Origin of the sequence: Microbacterium paraoxydans, assembly GCF_020524545.1 — a bacterium.
Classification (GTDB): domain Bacteria; phylum Actinomycetota; class Actinomycetes; order Actinomycetales; family Microbacteriaceae; genus Microbacterium; species Microbacterium paraoxydans_C.
The window spans coordinates 82,699-98,929 of record NZ_JAIVLG010000005.1; the positions used below are offsets into that span (position 1 = coordinate 82,699).

General features: G+C 67.6%; 14 protein-coding genes, 1 tRNA gene and 1 other RNA gene. 8 read left to right on the forward strand and 8 right to left on the reverse strand.

The window, feature by feature from the left end; all coding sequences use genetic code 11:
- Positions 1–179: 179 nt before the first annotated feature.
- Positions 180–1,385, forward strand: a complete 1,206-nt coding sequence (locus LC041_RS12325; RefSeq protein WP_226533389.1) for an aminotransferase-like domain-containing protein — start codon at positions 180–182, stop codon at positions 1,383–1,385.
- Positions 1,386–1,394: 9 nt separating this feature from the next.
- Positions 1,395–1,694: a hypothetical protein gene (locus tag LC041_RS12330; RefSeq protein ID WP_226533390.1), complete on the forward strand. Its 300-nt coding sequence runs from the start codon at positions 1,395–1,397 to the stop codon at positions 1,692–1,694.
- Positions 1,695–1,718: 24 nt separating this feature from the next.
- On the opposite strand, the gene LC041_RS12335 is transcribed toward LC041_RS12330, so the two are convergent.
- The 3 genes from LC041_RS12335 to LC041_RS12345 are packed head-to-tail and all read right to left on the reverse strand — an operon-like array spanning position 1,719 to position 4,346.
- Positions 1,719–2,909, reverse strand: coding sequence for an acetyl-CoA C-acetyltransferase (locus LC041_RS12335; protein WP_226533391.1), 1,191 nt, complete (start codon positions 2,907–2,909; stop codon positions 1,719–1,721).
- Complete coding sequence (locus LC041_RS12340; protein ID WP_226533392.1) at positions 2,906–3,571, reverse strand: 3-oxoacid CoA-transferase subunit B; 666 nt, start codon at positions 3,569–3,571, stop codon at positions 2,906–2,908. The genes LC041_RS12335 and LC041_RS12340 overlap by 4 nt, the downstream gene beginning before the upstream one ends.
- 1 nt (position 3,572) lies before the next feature.
- Positions 3,573–4,346 carry a CoA transferase subunit A gene (locus tag LC041_RS12345; protein ID WP_226533393.1) on the reverse strand — a complete coding sequence of 258 codons (774 nt, stop codon included), beginning with the start codon at positions 4,344–4,346 and terminating at the stop codon, positions 3,573–3,575.
- A 104-nt stretch (positions 4,347–4,450) separates the two neighbouring features.
- Between LC041_RS12345 and LC041_RS12350 the strand changes: the two genes are divergently transcribed.
- From LC041_RS12350 to LC041_RS12360, 3 genes are read left to right on the forward strand one after another with little or no spacing between them, the layout of a single operon-like run.
- Positions 4,451–5,239 (forward strand): IclR family transcriptional regulator, encoded by a 789-nt coding sequence (locus LC041_RS12350; protein ID WP_226533394.1) that lies wholly within the window; start codon positions 4,451–4,453, stop codon positions 5,237–5,239.
- A gap of 36 nt (positions 5,240–5,275) precedes the next feature.
- On the forward strand, positions 5,276–5,713 hold the full coding sequence (locus tag LC041_RS12355) for a MarR family winged helix-turn-helix transcriptional regulator (protein WP_226533395.1): 438 nt from the start codon (positions 5,276–5,278) through the stop codon (positions 5,711–5,713).
- The gene (locus LC041_RS12360; RefSeq protein WP_226533396.1) at positions 5,710–6,939 is read left to right on the forward strand and encodes an MFS transporter; all 1,230 of its coding nucleotides are present in this window, start codon (positions 5,710–5,712) and stop codon (positions 6,937–6,939) included. Before LC041_RS12355 ends, LC041_RS12360 begins: the two co-directional genes overlap by 4 nt.
- 22 nt (positions 6,940–6,961) lie before the next feature.
- Here LC041_RS12360 and LC041_RS12365 read toward each other — a convergent pair whose 3' ends face one another.
- Positions 6,962–8,497, reverse strand: a complete 1,536-nt coding sequence (locus LC041_RS12365) for an Ig-like domain-containing protein (RefSeq protein WP_226533397.1) — start codon at positions 8,495–8,497, stop codon at positions 6,962–6,964.
- A gap of 328 nt (positions 8,498–8,825) precedes the next feature.
- Positions 8,826–8,898 (reverse strand) — tRNA-Lys (locus tag LC041_RS12370).
- Positions 8,899–9,051: 153 nt separating this feature from the next.
- Between LC041_RS12370 and LC041_RS12375 the strand changes: the two genes are divergently transcribed.
- Positions 9,052–9,849 (forward strand): inositol monophosphatase family protein, encoded by a 798-nt coding sequence (locus LC041_RS12375; protein ID WP_226533398.1) that lies wholly within the window; start codon positions 9,052–9,054, stop codon positions 9,847–9,849.
- A 20-nt stretch (positions 9,850–9,869) separates the two neighbouring features.
- Positions 9,870–10,439 (forward strand): hypothetical protein, encoded by a 570-nt coding sequence (locus tag LC041_RS12380; protein ID WP_226533399.1) that lies wholly within the window; start codon positions 9,870–9,872, stop codon positions 10,437–10,439.
- Between the two features lie 5 nt (positions 10,440–10,444).
- Here the strand turns inward: LC041_RS12380 and LC041_RS12385 are convergent, their stop codons facing one another.
- Both LC041_RS12385 and ssrA read right to left on the reverse strand, forming a co-directional pair.
- Positions 10,445–13,318: an HAD-IC family P-type ATPase gene (locus LC041_RS12385; RefSeq protein WP_226533400.1), complete on the reverse strand. Its 2,874-nt coding sequence runs from the start codon at positions 13,316–13,318 to the stop codon at positions 10,445–10,447.
- 158 nt (positions 13,319–13,476) lie between these two features.
- Positions 13,477–13,846: a transfer-messenger RNA gene (gene ssrA / locus LC041_RS12390) on the reverse strand.
- A gap of 139 nt (positions 13,847–13,985) precedes the next feature.
- Here ssrA and LC041_RS12395 point away from each other — a divergent pair.
- Complete coding sequence (locus LC041_RS12395; RefSeq protein ID WP_226533401.1) at positions 13,986–14,651, forward strand: SIMPL domain-containing protein; 666 nt, start codon at positions 13,986–13,988, stop codon at positions 14,649–14,651.
- Between the two features lie 6 nt (positions 14,652–14,657).
- Here the strand turns inward: LC041_RS12395 and hflX are convergent, their stop codons facing one another.
- Entirely contained in the window at positions 14,658–16,169 is a 1,512-nt protein-coding gene (gene hflX, locus LC041_RS12400) for a GTPase HflX (protein WP_226533402.1), read from the reverse strand.
- Positions 16,170–16,231 lie beyond the last annotated feature (62 nt).

Genomic DNA, 16,231 nt, shown 5'->3' on the forward strand with positions numbered 1-16,231 from the left:
CGCCGCTGTCCGCCGGATTGCCGGCGGCCGGTAGATACACGGTTTATGCGGCCGCGGGCGAGCCGCGACGACTCAAGGATAGCGGATACCGACGAAGAGGGCCCGGGAATCCCACGGTGCGGGGTGGGTCTATCCTGGGCGGCACCCGTCTCACGTCGCCCCTCTCGAGGAGGATTCCGTTGCCCACCACCGCCTCTGCCGCCGCGGCGACCGTCGCTCTTCCCCCGTGCTCACAGCGGGCCGGGACGGCCAAGACCTCTCCGGTTCGTGATCTGCTCGCGCTGACCGAACGGCCGGAGGTCATCTCCTTCGCCGGGGGTCTCCCCGCACCGGAGCTCTTCGATGTGGACGGCATCCGCGCCGCGTTCGACGCCGTCCTGGACTCCCCCGGCGTGCTGCAGTACTCCACGTCGGAAGGCGACCCTCGATTGCGGGAGGAGGTCGCGCGGCGCTACTCGGACGACGGGCTGCCGACCGCCGCCTCCGACCTGATCATCACGACGGGTTCGCAGCAGGGCCTCGGACTGATCGCGACGACGCTGGTCGATCCCGGGGACACGATCCTCGTGGAGGAGCCCTGCTATCTCGCCGCCCTGCAGACGTTCGCGCTGGCAGGGGCGCGCGTGGTGGGGATTCCCTCGGACGGCGATCACCTGGATCTCGAGGCGCTCGACCGGCTGGCGTCCGCGCACGGCCCGAAGTTCTTCTACACCGTCCCCACGTTCCAGAACCCGACGGGGCGCACGCACGAGCTCGAGGCCCGTCGGCGGATCGCGGAGATCGCGAGGAGCCGAGGGCTCCGCATCATCGAAGACGAGCCGTACCGCCAACTGCGGTACTCGGGCGAACCCCTCCCCTCGCTGTCCGCGCTGGCGCCCGAGCACGTCATCAGCCTGGGCAGCTTCTCCAAAGTGATAGCTCCCGGCCTGCGAATCGGGTGGATCCGCACGACGGCCGACATCCGCTCAGCCGTGACCATCGCCAAACAGGCTTCGGACTTGCACACCTCGACCATCGATCAAGCAGCGGCCGCCCACTATCTCGTCTCCGGCCGCAGCGAGCCCGCCCTCGACCGGATCCGGGACGCGTACGCGGCCCGTCGCGATGCGATGCTCGAAGCCCTCCCGGCTGCGCTGCCCGAGGGCAGCACCTGGAATCGGCCGGACGGTGGCATGTTCGTCTGGGTCCGTCTGCCGGAAGGCTCAGATGCCACGGCCGCCCTCGGAAGAGCACTGGCGCAGGACGTCGCTTTCGTCCCCGGCACGTCGTTCTACTCCGGCACCCCTGATCCTCGGACATTGCGCCTGTCCTTCACGACCTACTCCCCTGCCCGGATCAGGGAGGGCTTGTCAAGGCTCGGTGCGGCATGGGGTGCGGACCGGTAGCGTAAGGGGATGCGCTACCTCTTCAGCACCGGACTCGTCGCTGCGATCTCCGCGGGTGTCTCCCTGCTGCGCGGCACCCGCGAGCAGCCCATCACCTGGCGCGCCCTCCTGTCCTGGCTGAGCTGGGGCATCACGATGGCCCTGGCGATCGGTGCTGTCGTCGACCTGAACCGCGAACGTCGCGGTGTGCTGGTCGACGCCGACTCGCCGCAGTCCGTGAAGAAGGCGAAGAAGGCTCAGCGACTCCAGTTCCGCTCGCAGAAAGCACTCGCCGACACCCAGGACCACGCGAAGGACGCACGGCGGTGAGTCCGGTCATCCTCCACGCTGGCGTCAGCGTGTGAGGATGAGCGCCTCGCCCTGGCCACCTCCGCCGCAGAGCCCGACCGCTGCGATTCCTCCGCCCCGACGCGCGAGCTCGTGCACGGCGTGAACCACGAGACGGCTGCCGGATGCACCGATCGGGTGGCCGATCGCGATTCCACCGCCGTGGATGTTCACGATTGCGTCATCCAGTCCGAGCTCCTTCTGTGAACGTGCCACGACGGCACCGAACGCCTCGTTGATCTCGACGAAGTCGATGTCCGCGGGCGTGATGCCCTGCTTCCGGCACGCACGCTCGATCGCACGCGCCGGCTGCGCCTGTAGCGAGTTGTCCGGCCCTGCCGTCTGACCGCTGGCCCCCACCCGGGCGAGGACGGGCCAGCCCTTTTCGTCAGCCGTGCGCCGCGTGGTGACGATCACGGCCGACGCGCCGTCGGAGATCTGGGACGAGTTCCCCGCGGTGATCGAGCCGCCCTCGGCGAAGGCGGGGCGCAGGCCGGCAAGCGTCTCGACGGTGGTGTCGGGGCGGACGCCCTCATCACTCGTGACGCGCACCGGCTCTCCGCGTCGCTGCGGCACCTCGACCGTCACGATCTCCGCATCGAAGATCCCCGCCTCCTGCGCCGCCGCCGCGCGCTGGTGCGACAGCGCGGCGACCCGATCCTGCGCCTCTCGAGTGAGTTCGAAACGGGCGTTGTGGCGCTCCGTGGACGCGCCCATGCTCTCGCGATCGTAGGCGTCGGTGAGTCCGTCGTACGCCATGTGGTCGAGGACCTCGACGCTCCCGTACGTCCACCCCTCGCGCGATCCCATGAGCATGTGCGGCGCCCGGGTCATCGATTCCATGCCCGCTGCCACGACCACGTCCGCGTCGCCCACGGCGATCATCCGAGCCGCATCGATGATCGCCGTCAATCCGGACAGACACACCTTGTTCACCGAGTGGGCCGGCACATCCCAGCCGATGCCCGCGCCGATCGCCGCCTGGCGCGCGGCGTTCTGCCCGGAGCCGGCGGCCAGAACCTGCCCCACGATGACCGCACCGATGTCCGCCGGATCGACCGAAGCCTGCGCGAGCGCGCCGCGGATCGCGAAGGATCCCAGTTGCGGCGCCGTGAAAGGGGCCAGTTGTCCCTTCAGCCGCCCCTGGGGTGTGCGGGCCGCGGAGACGATGACGATGTCGTTCTCGGTGTCGTTCATGGTGCAGGGGTCCTTCCCTCGAGGAGATCCGGGTGGATGGTGAGCGCGGGCTGTGTCGCGACGACGACCTCATCGACGGTGACCCCGGGTGCCGTCTCGACGAGCACGAGCCCGTCGCCCGTGACGTCGATCACAGCCAGGTCGGTGATGATCCGATCGACCACCGCTCGGCCGGTCAGCGGGAGTGTGCACTCGTCGACGATCTTGGCCGAACCGTCCTTCGCGACGTGCTCCATGAGCACGATCACCCGCGCCGCCCCGTGGACGAGATCCATGGCGCCACCCGGCCCCTTGACCATCTTGCCCGGGATCATCCAGTTCGCGAGATCGCCGCCTGCAGACACCTGCATGGCGCCGAGGACAGCGGCATCGATCTTGCCGCCACGGATCATTCCGAAGCTCGTGGCCGAGTCGAAGAACGCGGCCCCTGGCAGCGTCGTGACGGTCTCCTTGCCGGCGTTGATCAGGTCGGGGTCGACGGCGTCCTCGCCTGGGTAGGGCCCGACGCCGAGGATGCCGTTCTCGGACTGCAGCACGACGGTGGTTCCGGCGGGTACATGGTTGGGCACGAGCGTGGGCAGACCGATACCGAGGTTCACGTAGGCGCCGTCCGGGAGTTCGGCCGCGGCTCTGGCAGCCATCTGGTCTCGCGAGAGTGCCATCTCAGGCTCCTTCCACAGCGACGGTCCGCCGTTCGATGCGCTTGGGGATGTCGGTACCGACCTCGACGACGCGGTGCACGAAGACTCCGGGCAGGTGGATGCTGTCAGGATCGAGCTCGCCCGGCTCCACGAGTCTTTCGACCTGCGCGATGCAGACCCGGCCCGCCATGGCGGCGAGGGGGTTGAAGTTGCGCGCCGCCTTGTTGAAGACGAGGTTGCCGTGGCGGTCCCCCTGCACAGCGTGCACGAGGGCGAAGTCGGTGACGATCGCCTCTTCGAGGACGAAATCCTTGGGCTCGCCGTCCACATCGAACGCGCGGATGTCCTTGACGGGAGAGGCGATGGCGATCGAGCCGTCAGAGTTGTATCGACGGGGCAGACCGCCTTCAGCGACCTGAGTGCCCACGCCGGTCTGCGTGTAGAAGGCCGCGATGCCCGAGCCGCCGGCCCGCAGCTTCTCGGCCAGTGTCCCTTGGGGAGTGAGCTCGAGTTCGAGCTCGCCGCTCAAGAACTGACGCTCGAACTCCTTGTTCTCCCCCACGTAGGACGAGGTCATCTTCCGGATGCGCTGCGCGGACAGGAGCACACCGAGCCCCCAGTCGTCCACGCCGCAGTTGTTGCTCACGACGCTGAGGTCCTTCGTCCCCTGGGCGAGCAGTGCCTCGATCAGCGCGATCGGGTTGCCGGACAGCCCGAAGCCGCCGACGGCCAGCGAGGCACCGTCCGGGATATCGGAGACGGCCTCGGCCGGCGACTCCCATTGCTTGTCGATCACGTCTGCTCCTTCGACTGCGTGCTTCTCTCCAGCTTCCCTCTCACCGGGCACCCGCGGGAGTCCGGTCTTGTGATGTGGTCAGATCCGACGGTAGCGTCCACCATATGGAATCCGTTGGCCGTTCCGTCCCCGGCGCGCAGGCGATCGCCAGAGCAGCCCGCCTGCTGCGCCTCGTGACCTCCTCCGGCGTCGAAGGCGCGAGCTTGCACGGCCTTGCCCGCGCCGCCGATCTGTCCCGCTCGACCGCCCACCGCCTCCTGAGCGCGCTGAGGGCCGAGGGACTGGTCGATCGCGACGAGGACAGCACGCTCTGGATGCCCGGGCCCGAGCTGTTTCTCATGGGCTCCGTAGCGGCCGCTCGCTACGACGTGACCGCGCTGGCTCGGGACATCGTGCGCTCGCTGGCCGTCAAGACCGAGGAGAGCGCGTTCTTCTCGGTACGGCGTGCGGACGAGACGGTGTGCCTGCTGCGCGAAGAGGGCTCGTTTCCGATCCGCTCCTTCGTGCTGAGCGAAGGGGTGCGATTCCCGCTCGGCGTGGCGAGCGCAGGACTCGCGATCCTGGCGTTCCTTCCTGACCACGATGTGGACGCGTACCTCGGTCGTCATCCCGAGCTCGAAAGCGGGTGGGGGCGTGCGCACGGCCCCACGGCCCTGCGCACGCGGCTGACCGAGACGAAGGAGCGCGGATACTCGGTGAATCCCGGACTGATCGTCGAGGGCAGCTGGGGAATCGGCGCGGCTGTGTTCGATCGCAGCGGGCGACCGGAGTGGGCACTGAGCCTGACCGGCGTGGAGTTCCGGTTCGGCCCGGATCGTCTGCCAGAGCTCGGGAGGACCCTTCTCGCGCATGCCCACCAGCTCTCCGCACGGATCGCCGGGTCTCGACGCTAGATCGATTTACATATCACTCGGTATATACTGGCTGGTATGAATCGTTCGGACGTCATTCCCTCGCTGGTGCTCTCGGGGTACGCCCTGGGACGTATCGCCGCCCAAGATGCCGGCAACGACGCGCCCGCCGCCCAGTGGCGGGTGCTGAGCCTCTTGGAGCAGGCGGGCGCGCGGCGAGTGGGAGAGCTCGCTGCCGCCGCCCGCACGACCCAGCCCGGGATGACGAGACTCATCGGCGGCCTGGAACGTGAGGGACTCGTGCTCCGCTCCCCCGACGCCGACGACTCCCGAGCGATCGTCGTCGACATCACACCGCGAGGTGCGGCTGCCCTCGCCGAGTGGCGTGCGGAGTTCCGCGCGACGCTCGCGCCGCGGTTCGCCGCGTTGAGCGACGAGGACTGGTCGACTCTCACGCGTGCAGCGGAGATCCTCGCCGCGCACACCACCACAGAACGAACAGGAGAATCCCGGTGAACACCCCCACGACGCCATCGGTGTGGAAGCAACCCGCTCAGGTCTGGGCCGTCGCCTTCGCGTGCGTCGTCGCCTTCATGGGTATCGGCCTCGTTGATCCGATCCTCCCCGCGATCGCCGATTCGCTCCAGGCTTCTCCGGTGGAGACCGAGCTGCTGTTCACCAGCTACCTCCTCGTCACCGGACTCGCGATGCTCGTCACGAGCTGGATCTCCAGCCGGATTGGCGCCAAAGCCACGCTGTTGACCGGCCTCGCGCTGATCGTGGTCTTCGCTCTCCTCTGCGCGATGAGCGGCAGCGTCGATGCGGTCATCGGCTTCCGAGCCGGATGGGGGCTCGGAAACGCGCTGTTCATCTCGACGGCGCTCGCGACCATCGTGGGCGCGGCCTCAGGCGGTAGCAGCGCGGCGATCGTCCTGTACGAGGCCGCCCTCGGCCTCGGCATCGCCGTGGGCCCTCTCCTCGGTGGTGTCCTCGGCGAGCAGAGCTGGAGAGGACCGTTCTTCGGCGTCGTCGTGCTGATGGCGATCGCGTTCGTCGCCGTGCTCGTGCTGCTCCGCGGCCCGGGCGAGAAAAGGACGCCGGTCCCGTTCTCCGCCCCCTTCACCGCTCTGCGTCGGCCCGCACTCGCGACGCTCGCGATCGCCGCGCTGTTCTACAACATCGGCTTCTTCGTGCTGTTGGCCTTCTCACCTTTCCCGCTCGGCTTCGGTGCACTCGGGATCGGCCTCACCTTCTTCGGCTGGGGAGTCGCCCTTGCCATCACGAGCGTCTGGGTCGCCCCCGCGCTGATGCGCAGGATGCCACGAACCCGCATCATCCTCACCGTCCTCCCCTTGCTCGCGGTCGATCTGGTCGTCGCCGGATTCGTCGTCGGGAGCGCTCCGGCCCTGGTGGCGTGCATCGTCGTCGGAGGTCTGCTGCTCGGTGTGATGAACACCGTCCTCACCGAGGCCGTGATGGAAGCCACGGATCTCCCGCGCTCGGTTGCATCCTCCGCTTATTCTGCGGTGCGCTTCCTCGGAGGTGCGATGGCACCGCCGCTCGCAGCCCTGCTGTGGCACGCGTTCAACGCCACGGTGCCGTACTTCTTCGCCGCGGTGTCCGTGCTGCTCGCCGCCGCGACGGTGTTCCTCGGTCGCCGCGTGCTCGCGCACATCGACGACGATCCGAAGGACACCGCCGCGGAGGACGCCGCGGCCATCCTCGTCGGCGACGCGGCCTAGCCCCGGTGCTCTCGCGGGGTGATCATGGCCGCTCACGCCGCCGGCGCTGTGCAGACGCCGCGACGATCAGCCCCAGACCGAGCAGGACGCTCAGGCCTGATGCCCAGAGCAGCGCGTTCGGCGCTTCGCCACCCGTCGATGCGAGACTCTCAGTGAGCGGGAGCTCCGTCGGCGGACGCGGCGCGCCCGGCACTTCGGGCTCCTGCGGTTCCTCGGGCGTCACGGGAACGGGCGGAGAGAGCGGTTCAGCGACATTCGTCAGTATGACGTTGACGACCGTTCCGCCGACGATCGTCACGTCGGCGCGTCCGTCGTCGCGCACGCGAACCCCCGTGCCGGAGAAGGACGGGGACCCCCAGGTCACTCCATCCACCGCGGGGAGGTCGATCTCCTCGAGCGTGACGACGGTTCCGTTCGGCAGGGGGATGCTCGGTGCAGGCTCCCCCACCGTCACCGCGAGGGTCTGGCGCACGAGTGGGTCGCCGTAGGTGTAGTCCACGGAGAACGTGGTTCCCGCGGGCACTGCCTCCGTCGCGCTGCCCTCGAGGATCTTCGCGAGGGAGAACGACCCCGTCGCGCCGCCTGTGCCCGTACCGCCGCCCGACGCCGTCCACACCTGGGTGTCGTGCACGACGGTCCCGCCGATGTCGGCGGTGTTGCCGAACACATCGCCCCGCTCGGCTTGCGTCGGGACGGTGTAGTACCTCACCACATACTGACGCGTCGCATCGATCGGGCCCGGGATCACGAGATGGAAGGCCGTGCCGGCCGCGTCCCACTCCCCCTGCCAGGCAGACACGTTCTGGCGGTCGTCCCCGGCGAGATCCGTCGACCATACCTGGAGAGAGCCATCGATGTTGCGGTGCGCCGCACGGCCGTCGCCGGCGGGGTCGAGCGTGTCGTCGATCGTGATCGATTCGGAGCCCTCGAAGACAGCACCGGGGATCGAGAGCTGCCAGCCGATCCGGCCGTCTGCCATCTCCCAGGACCACTTGGCAGGGGCCGCCGGCGGCGGGCTCGGACGCACGATCCCGCTCCCTGGTATCGACACCGGCGTGGTCGTGCCGTCGACGACGAACTCGACGGCTGTCTGCGCTGTCTGCTCCGCGGCGCTCACCAGGAACCACAGAGACCCAGCGAGATTCGTGCGACCGTCGACGTAGTCCGTGAGCGTGCAGGTCACCACGGGCGCGTCGTCTTTGGACACGGTGCACTCGGCGACTGTGCTGGTCGGGTCATCCTCCGCCGGAATCGTGAAGCTGGACGCCCATCCGGCGAACTCGCTCGGAAGCGTGAACCCGAAGGTCTGCCCGGCCGTCGCCCCGTCGGGGACCGACCAGGATGCGTCGATGCGAAGGCGCTCGTTCACCGTGACCGTGCCGCTCCCATCCTCTGTCGTGACGACGATGGACGACGGATCGATCGCCGCCGGATAGTCGTATTCCGCAGCGTGCGCGGGTGCTGTCGCTCCGACGATGCTCCCGATCACCACCGCGAAAGCGCCGAACGCCGCTCCCCATCCCCGTCGGCGTACCGACCTCGTCTCCCAGTTGACCATTCCGACCTCCAGTCGATCGTGCCCCGCGCAGGACTGCCGTGATCACGGCTCGTGCGGGACTCCCCACGACAGAGACTGGCAGGCATCGCGATCTATTACGCGATATACCGAGATGGGTGGTCGCGACTGCATATCTCATGCCTGAGCGCACGACGGGTGCGGGATGAGACGGCCGACGACGCACGATCGGAAGTCACGAACGCGACAACCGAAGTGGTGCAGGTCTCATTCGGTGTGCACGAACTCGCCGCCGGAGCAGACGAACACCCGGCACTTTGGACCGGACGCAAAAAACCCCTGAATCTGGCGAGAGATCAGGGGTTTTCCGTGCACCCCCAGGGACTTGAACCCTGAACCCACTGATTAAGAGTCAGTTGCTCTGCCGATTGAGCTAGAGGTGCGTGGCCCGGGAGAACCCCGGCCGAGGAATTACATTACCAGCCGACGGACCCCATGTGAAATCGAGGGCGGCTCGGGCGCGCCGCCGCTGACCCACACGGAAACCTGGCCGTTCGGCCCTCTGCCCGCGCGGCCGTGACGACTATTCTGAGAGCGTGACCGACTCCCCCCACACCGCCCCTCTCCGCAGCGATCTCGATCTCGCACTTCGCCTCGCCGATGCCGCCGACGCACAGTCGCTCCCCCGCTTCGATGCCGCCGATCTGAAGATCTCGACGAAGGCCGACAACTCCCACGTGACGGACGCCGACCTGGCGACCGAGCGCGCCATTCGCCGTGTCCTGGAAGCAGAACGCCCGGACGACGGCATCTTCGGCGAGGAGTACGGCGCGCAGGGAAGCACACACCGTCAGTGGATCATCGATCCGATCGACGGCACGGCGAACTTCCTCCGCGGCGTCCCCCTCTGGGGCACGATGATCGCACTCGCGATCGACGGCGTACCGAAGGTCGGTGTCGTGAGCATGCCCGCTCTCGGGCGCCGATGGTGGGCGACCGCGGGCGGTGGAGCCTGGACCGCGACCGACGGTGAGCCGCGACGTCTGCAGACCTCTGCGGTCGACTCGCTCGACGACGCGAGCGTCAGTTTCCAGAGCATCGCGCAGTGGGCGGATGCCGGTCGTCTCGACACCCTGCTCAGCGTCGGCGCGCGGGTGTGGCGTGACCGTGCCTACGGTGACGTCTACGCCTACATGCTGCTCGCCGAGGGCCGCATCGACATGGTCGCGGAGTTCGGTGTCAAGGAGTACGACATCGCCGCTGCCGTCCCGATCGTGCGAGAGGCGGGCGGACGGATGACAGCCGTCGACGGAGCCGAGACGATCTCCGCGCGCTCGACACTCGCAACCAACGGCCGTCTCCACGACGACTTCCTGACGCTCATCAACGACTGATCCGAACGAAGAGGCCCGCGATGAAGACCCGCATCATGTCCGCCACCGCGGGCATTCTGCTGTTCTTTGGGACGCTGACGGCCTGCGCGGCGCCGGACGCGTCGCCGACCACACCAACGCCGACCCCGCTCACCCCCAGCCCCGTGTCCACTCCCGAACCGGCGGCGTCGACGGCGCCGGAGCCTCCGGCCGAGGAGCTCACGTGCGAGTCGATGATCTCGGCGGGCACGGTCACCGCCCTTACAGATGCCGGATGGACCGCGCAGCCCAAGGACTTCGTGGTGGGCGGAGTCGAGCTCACCGAGGGCTTGCTCTGCTTCTGGGCCGACTACAGTGTCGCTTCCGATCACGGACAGCTCTACGGCTGGTCGCCGACGACCTCTGAAGAAGCCGCCGACGCCCAGGCGGGCCTCCTCGCAGAGGGATGGAAGCGCGAAGACGGTGCCGAGGGCGTCTATTTCACCGAGGATCCTCAGTACTCGATGGGCACCGATGCGGACGGGTACGGGATGACCTACCTGTTCGGCGAGGGGTGGGTGAAGTTCGCCGACACCAGGCAGGGGCTGATTCTCGTCGAGTGGACCGGCTGAATCCGTCACGAGGATCGCGTGCCGCCCATGGAACTCTCCCGGACGCGCCCGAAACCTCGAGCGACCGGAGGCGACCACAACAGCACGATGAGAGCGGCAGCCACCAGTACCGTCACCGCAGCGCCCCAGTCCCACCGGTCGCCGAAGACGATGACGACGGCGTTGAGCGCGATGGCGACCCCGAGGAAGATCGTGAGCATGAGTCGCGAGAGCCCGCTGCCGCGACGTATGCCCGCAGCGACCGCGAGCACCAGGAGACCGAACAACGCGATCACCGCGCCGGCGAGCGAGAATGCCGACGTGCTCACATCCGGGTCGTAGCGACCGAGGAAGACGAGGATCCCTAAGCCCGTCGCGAGAATGCCGAACGCGTACGCGAGCACCGCGACCACGGTGGTGATGACGCCTGCGACGAGACGAGCCGGAGGGCTCGTCTCTGCCGGCACCTGTGCGACGGTCTGCGTCGTCGTCGCTGCCTTCGGGCTGAGGACGAGGCGGCGATGAAACAGGCGCACGACCTCTATCGCTGCGACCATCACGATCGTCATGCCCGTGAGCGCGATGGCGAGGTCTTCACCGGGATCGACGAGGACGAAGAACTCGCGCGCCAGCGGGATCGTGAAGACGGCGACCAGCAGCACGAACATCGCCCCCACGACGATCACCTTGTACCTGTTGAGGGGACGCGCGAGGACAGCGAGGATCCAGATCCCGACAACGGCGAGGATGACGGTGGCGCCCGTCCGCAGCTGCTCCTCCTGCACCCCGAGGCCCCGCGCGACGAAGGTGTACCAGGTCAGGCCGAGCGCGACGACGACTCCCGAGGGAATCGCGAAGCTCAGCGAACGGCGAAGGAACCCCGGCACATACCTCGCCGCGTTGGGCATGAGTGCGAGGAAGAATGCGGGGATGCCGATCGTCAGGCCATCGGTGATCGACAGCTGACGTGGCAGGAAGGGGAATTCGAGCACGAGCACCCCGAACATGATCGCGAGTAGCGTCGCATACACGGTCTTGTTCAGGAAGAGCATCGACACTCGTTCGATGTTCGCGATGACCTGACGCCCCTCAGCCACGACATCCGGCAGATGCGAGAACTGTCCGTCGAGGAGCACCAGCCTGGCCACCGCCTTGGTGGCGGGCGAGCCGGAGTTCATGGCGATGCCGATGTCCGCGGCTTTGATCGCCAGCGCATCGTTGACCCCGTCCCCCGTCATCGCGACCGTGTGCCCGTGGCTCTGGAGCGCGGTGACCATGCGCTTCTTCTGCTCCGGTGTGACCCGTCCGAACACCGCGTGCCGGTCAAGGACGTCCGCGAGATCGGCCTCGTCCTCCGGCAGCTGCCGTGCGTCATAGCCGTCCACGGCGTCGAGGCCGACCTCGCGGGCGATCGCCGCCACCGTGCGCGGATTGTCGCCCGAGATGATGCGGATGCCGACCTCCTGTCGAGTGAAGTACTCGAGGGTCTGCGCGGCATCGGGCCTGACCTGCTCACGGAAGGTGAGGACGAGGACAGCGGTCAGTCCTCTCGGGAGCTGTTCGGACTCGATGTCCGCGTCCGACAGAGGTGTCTCGGAGCGGCCGAGGACCAAGGTGCGGCGGCCACTCTCGGCGAGGGCGGTGACCGTCCTGCCGAGCTCGGCCGCGTCGGATGTCGCCTCATCGCCGAAGACCATCTCCGGCGCCCCCATGACCCAGGTCCCCGGGATCTCGGCCAACGTCACCGCACTCCACTTGCGCACGGAGGAGAACGGAACATAGCCGCGCACGACGAGGGCTCGAGCGGCCGGATACGCCGTCCGCATCGATCGCGCCGTCGCATTCGCATCCGGGGATGCGGCGTACCAGGAGAGCACGGCCGCTGCATCGTCGACATGATCCATCGTGCTCCCTTCGAGGCGATGTGCCACGTCGAAGGCGATCTCGCCGACCGTCAGGGTGCCCGTCTTGTCCAGGCACACGACATCGACCCGCGCGAGGCCCTCGACGGCGGGGAGCTCGTTGACCAGCACCTGGCGACGCGCAAGTCTCGATGCGCCGACCGCGAAGGCGATGCTCGTCATCAGCACCAGGCCGAGCGGGATCATCGCCGTCAAAGCGGCGATCGTGTTCACGACCGCCTGCACCCATGCGCCGCTTGAGAACACCGTGGCGTATCCCCCGCTGACGACGATCTGAGCGTTCAGCACCAGCAGCCCGACCGGACCGATCACCCAGCTCACCCATTTCAGGACTCGGTCTACCGAAGCCCGGAGCTCGCTCGAGACGAGGGAGAAGCGCTTGGCCTCGCCGGCGAAACGGTTCGCGTACGAGTCCGCACCCACCCTGGTCGCCCGCGCGGTGCCTTCGCCCGCGACGACGACTGCGCCAGAGAGCGCATCGTCGGACGGTTGCTTCTCCACGGGGTCGGACTCGCCCGTGAGCATCGACTCGTCGACCTGGAGACCATGCGAGGTCAGGATGAGGGCGTCGGCCGGCACCTGTTCCCCCGCACGCAGGATGAGCACATCGTCCAAGACGACTTCGCCGGGCGCGACCTCGGCCTGACTCCCTTCTCGGAGCACCAGCGCTCGTGGCGCGTTCATCAGCGCGAGGCGATCGAGCGCGGACTTCGCTCGGAACTCCTGCACGCATCCGATGATGGCGTTCGCAAAAGCAGCGAGTCCGAACAGCGCATCCTGCCACCGCCCGACGAGGAACAGCACGAGGAAGCAAGCGAAGACGATGCCGTTGAAGAGCGTGAACACATTCGCCCGCACGATGCTCCACGCGCTTCGGCTCGTATCCGCCGAGAACGCATTCGTCTTCCCTGACGCCACGCGCTCCGCGACCTCCGCGCGCGTCAAACCGACGGTGTCTGTGTCGGGCGTCGAGTCCACAGACCTCAATATAGGTCCCCGCGCTTCAATCCACAGCGGTCCGCCTCACCCGTACCGAAGGATGCCTCGCGCCCGATCCGCAGGTGCCGGACACACATCGAGGCCCACTTCCTTCGCGGCTACGAGGGAAGTGGGCCTCAATTCCTGTGACAACGGCTTGGTGGAGCTGGGGGGAATCGAACCCCCGTCCAACGCTGAGTCTCCACGCCTTCTCCGGGCGCAGTCTGTGAAGACGTTCTGCTCGGCTCCGACCTTTGTCACAGACACCTAAGTCGACGAGCCCAGCCTGGGAAGAGTCCCACGTGACGTCCAGACGCCATCACGCAGCAAGATTCCTAGATGACGCCAGGATCCGTATCGGAATCACATACGGCCTGACGGACTATCGGGCTCGCTTATGCAGCGAGGGCGAAGTCGTTGCGCTTGGTTTCGGCAACTATTTTTTTGCAGAGAGCGTTTACGAGATAACTCTGCATCCTCGGCCCGCTTCTCGTGGATACACAGGCGCTGTCGAAACCGATCAGCCCCGTGGTCCTTCTCTCGAAGGAGCCGTTGTCACACTGTGGAATTACCAACCCGGATGACTACCACCCGAGCATCACAGACTACAACGTTCGACACCTCTCCGCCATTCCAGGGGCGTGTCGAGCTGGCGTAGAGTCGGCCCATGAGCGAAGTCACCGTCACCGTCCGCGGCGAGCATGAGAGGCGCGTCGCACCGGAGCGAGCCACCATCCGCGTAAACGTGCGCAGCGAGGGGCCGGAGCGGACGGGAGTCGTGGAACACGTGATGCGACTGGCTGAGCCTGTGCGAAGCAGCATCACCGCGCGCGCCGACACCGGCAGCGTCGTGGATTGGACCAGCACACGGCTCTCGGTGCGTGCCGAGCGCCCGTGGAACAGCGACGGCAAGCGCCTTGCTCCCGTGTTCTACGCCAGCGTCGACTTCGCCGCGACGTTCACGGACGCATCCGAGCTCTCGATCTGGGCCTCGGATATCTCATCGTGGGACGGTATCGACGTCGGAGGGGTCGAGTGGCACCTGACCCCTGAGACCCGGTCGCAGGTCGAACGAGAGGTCGCCTCGGAGGCTGTCGGCGTCGCCGTCACCCGCGCTCAGGCGTATGCCGGCGCACTCGGATTGGAGCAGGTCACCCCACTCGAGATCGCCGACGTCGGCCTGCTCTCGAAGGGCCAGGGCGCCGCGGACGCGCCCCTGATGAAAGCTCGCGGCGGTATGGCCTTCTCGGCCGAGGCCGCACCCGCCATGGAGTACGAACCGGACGACATCGTCATCGCCGCCACTGTCGAAGCGCGTTTCCTCGCTCGTTGACGGTGATCACTCGGCCGCGGCGAACGGAGCGATTTCGGCCGCAAGGCGCTCGGACACCCGGGCATGGACGGCGGTGCCCTCTTCCCGGTGCTCCACAGAGAGCAACATCCCCGTCTCGTGGATCGCGGCAACCAGGTCGCCGCGGTCGTACGGAATGACGGCGTGAACTTCGATCGCCGGCTTGGGGAGCGCTTCCTCGATGGCGGTACGCAGCTCCGCGATGCCTTCGCCGGATCGTGACGAGACGAAGTGTGCCTGCGGTTGCAGACCACGAAGCACCAGGCGCTCGTCCTCGTCGATCAGGTCCGCCTTGTTGAAGACCACGATCTCGGGCAGATCCCGTACGCCGACATCACCGAGGACGTCGCGCACGGTCTGAAGCTGACCAGCCGGGTCCGGGTGCGAGCCGTCGACCACGTGGAGCACCACGTCAGCTTCCCCGACCTCCTCCAGTGTCGAGCGGAAGGCCTCGACGAGCTGATGCGGAAGGTCGCGGACGAAACCGACGGTGTCGGTCAACGTGTACACGCGCCCGTCTTCTGTCTCGGATCGGCGCACGGTGGCATCGAGTGTCGCGAACAGCGCGTTCTCGACCAGCACTCCGGCGCTCGTGAGCGCGTTGAGCAGACTCGACTTGCCCGCGTTCGTGTATCCGGCGATCGCAACGGAAGGAATCGTGTTCCGCTTGCGCTCGGCGCGCTTCGCCTCGCGAGCAGGGCCGAAGTCGCGAATCTGACGCCGCAGCAGAGCCATCTTGGTCCGGATCCGCCGACGGTCGAGTTCGATCTTGGTCTCACCAGGACCGCGCGAGCCCATGCCCGCTCCTCCGGCGCCCACCTGCCCGCCGGCTTGACGGCTCATCGAGTCGCCCCACCCTCGCAGACGCGGAAGCAGGTACTCCAGCTGCGCGAGCTCGACCTGGGCCTTGCCCTCGCGGCTCTTGGCGTGCTGGCTGAAGATGTCGAGGATCACCGTGGTCCTGTCGATGACCTTGACCTTGACGACGTCTTCGAGCGCACGGCGCTGGCTCGGTGCGAGCTCGGTGTCGGCGATGACGGTGTCAGCGCCCACTGCGGCGACGATGTCCTTGAGTTCGTGGGCCTTGCCCCGGCCGAGATACGTGGCGGCATCGGGGTGCGGGCGACGCTGCAGCACACCATCGAGCACCACCGCGCCGGCGGTCTCCGCCAACGCCGCGAGCTCACGGAGCGAGTTCTCCGCGTCCTCCTGCGCGCCCTGCGGGTACACACCGACGAGGACGACGTTCTCCAGACGCAGCTGTCGGTACTCGACCTCGGTGACGTCCTCGAGTTCTGTCGAGAGCCCGCCCACGCGGCGGAGTGCGTGCCGGTCTTCGAGGTCCCACTGCGCGCCGTCGGAGCTACCGTGCGCGGCCGTGGACTCGTCCTGCAGCGCCTGTGCTGCGCCGAACACGTAGACCTCGGAACGCTTCTCTGCGCTCGCGAGTACGCGATCGACGGTGTGGTCGTCGGTGGAGGGTGTCGTGGTCTCCGTCATCCGTTCCTTGTCTCTGGGATTCGTAGCGAGCCTTAACCTTAGCCCGCGCTGTCCGGTACGCT

What these genes read in the sequence shown, in the direction of transcription:
- LC041_RS12340 (WP_226533392.1), bottom strand. Translation starts at nt 3,571, where the DNA reads ATGGCACTCTCGCGAGACCAGATGGCTGCCAGAGCCGCGGCCGAACTC.
- hflX (WP_226533402.1), bottom strand. Translation starts at nt 16,169, where the DNA reads ATGACGGAGACCACGACACCCTCCACCGACGACCACACCGTCGATCGC.
- LC041_RS12330 (WP_226533390.1), top strand. Translation starts at nt 1,395, where the DNA reads ATGCGCTACCTCTTCAGCACCGGACTCGTCGCTGCGATCTCCGCGGGT.
- LC041_RS12355 (WP_226533395.1), top strand. Translation starts at nt 5,276, where the DNA reads ATGAATCGTTCGGACGTCATTCCCTCGCTGGTGCTCTCGGGGTACGCC.
- LC041_RS12395 (WP_226533401.1), top strand. Translation starts at nt 13,986, where the DNA reads ATGAGCGAAGTCACCGTCACCGTCCGCGGCGAGCATGAGAGGCGCGTC.
- LC041_RS12350 (WP_226533394.1), top strand. Translation starts at nt 4,451, where the DNA reads ATGGAATCCGTTGGCCGTTCCGTCCCCGGCGCGCAGGCGATCGCCAGA.
- LC041_RS12365 (WP_226533397.1), bottom strand. Translation starts at nt 8,497, where the DNA reads ATGGTCAACTGGGAGACGAGGTCGGTACGCCGACGGGGATGGGGAGCG.
- LC041_RS12335 (WP_226533391.1), bottom strand. Translation starts at nt 2,909, where the DNA reads ATGAACGACACCGAGAACGACATCGTCATCGTCTCCGCGGCCCGCACA.
- LC041_RS12380 (WP_226533399.1), top strand. Translation starts at nt 9,870, where the DNA reads ATGAAGACCCGCATCATGTCCGCCACCGCGGGCATTCTGCTGTTCTTT.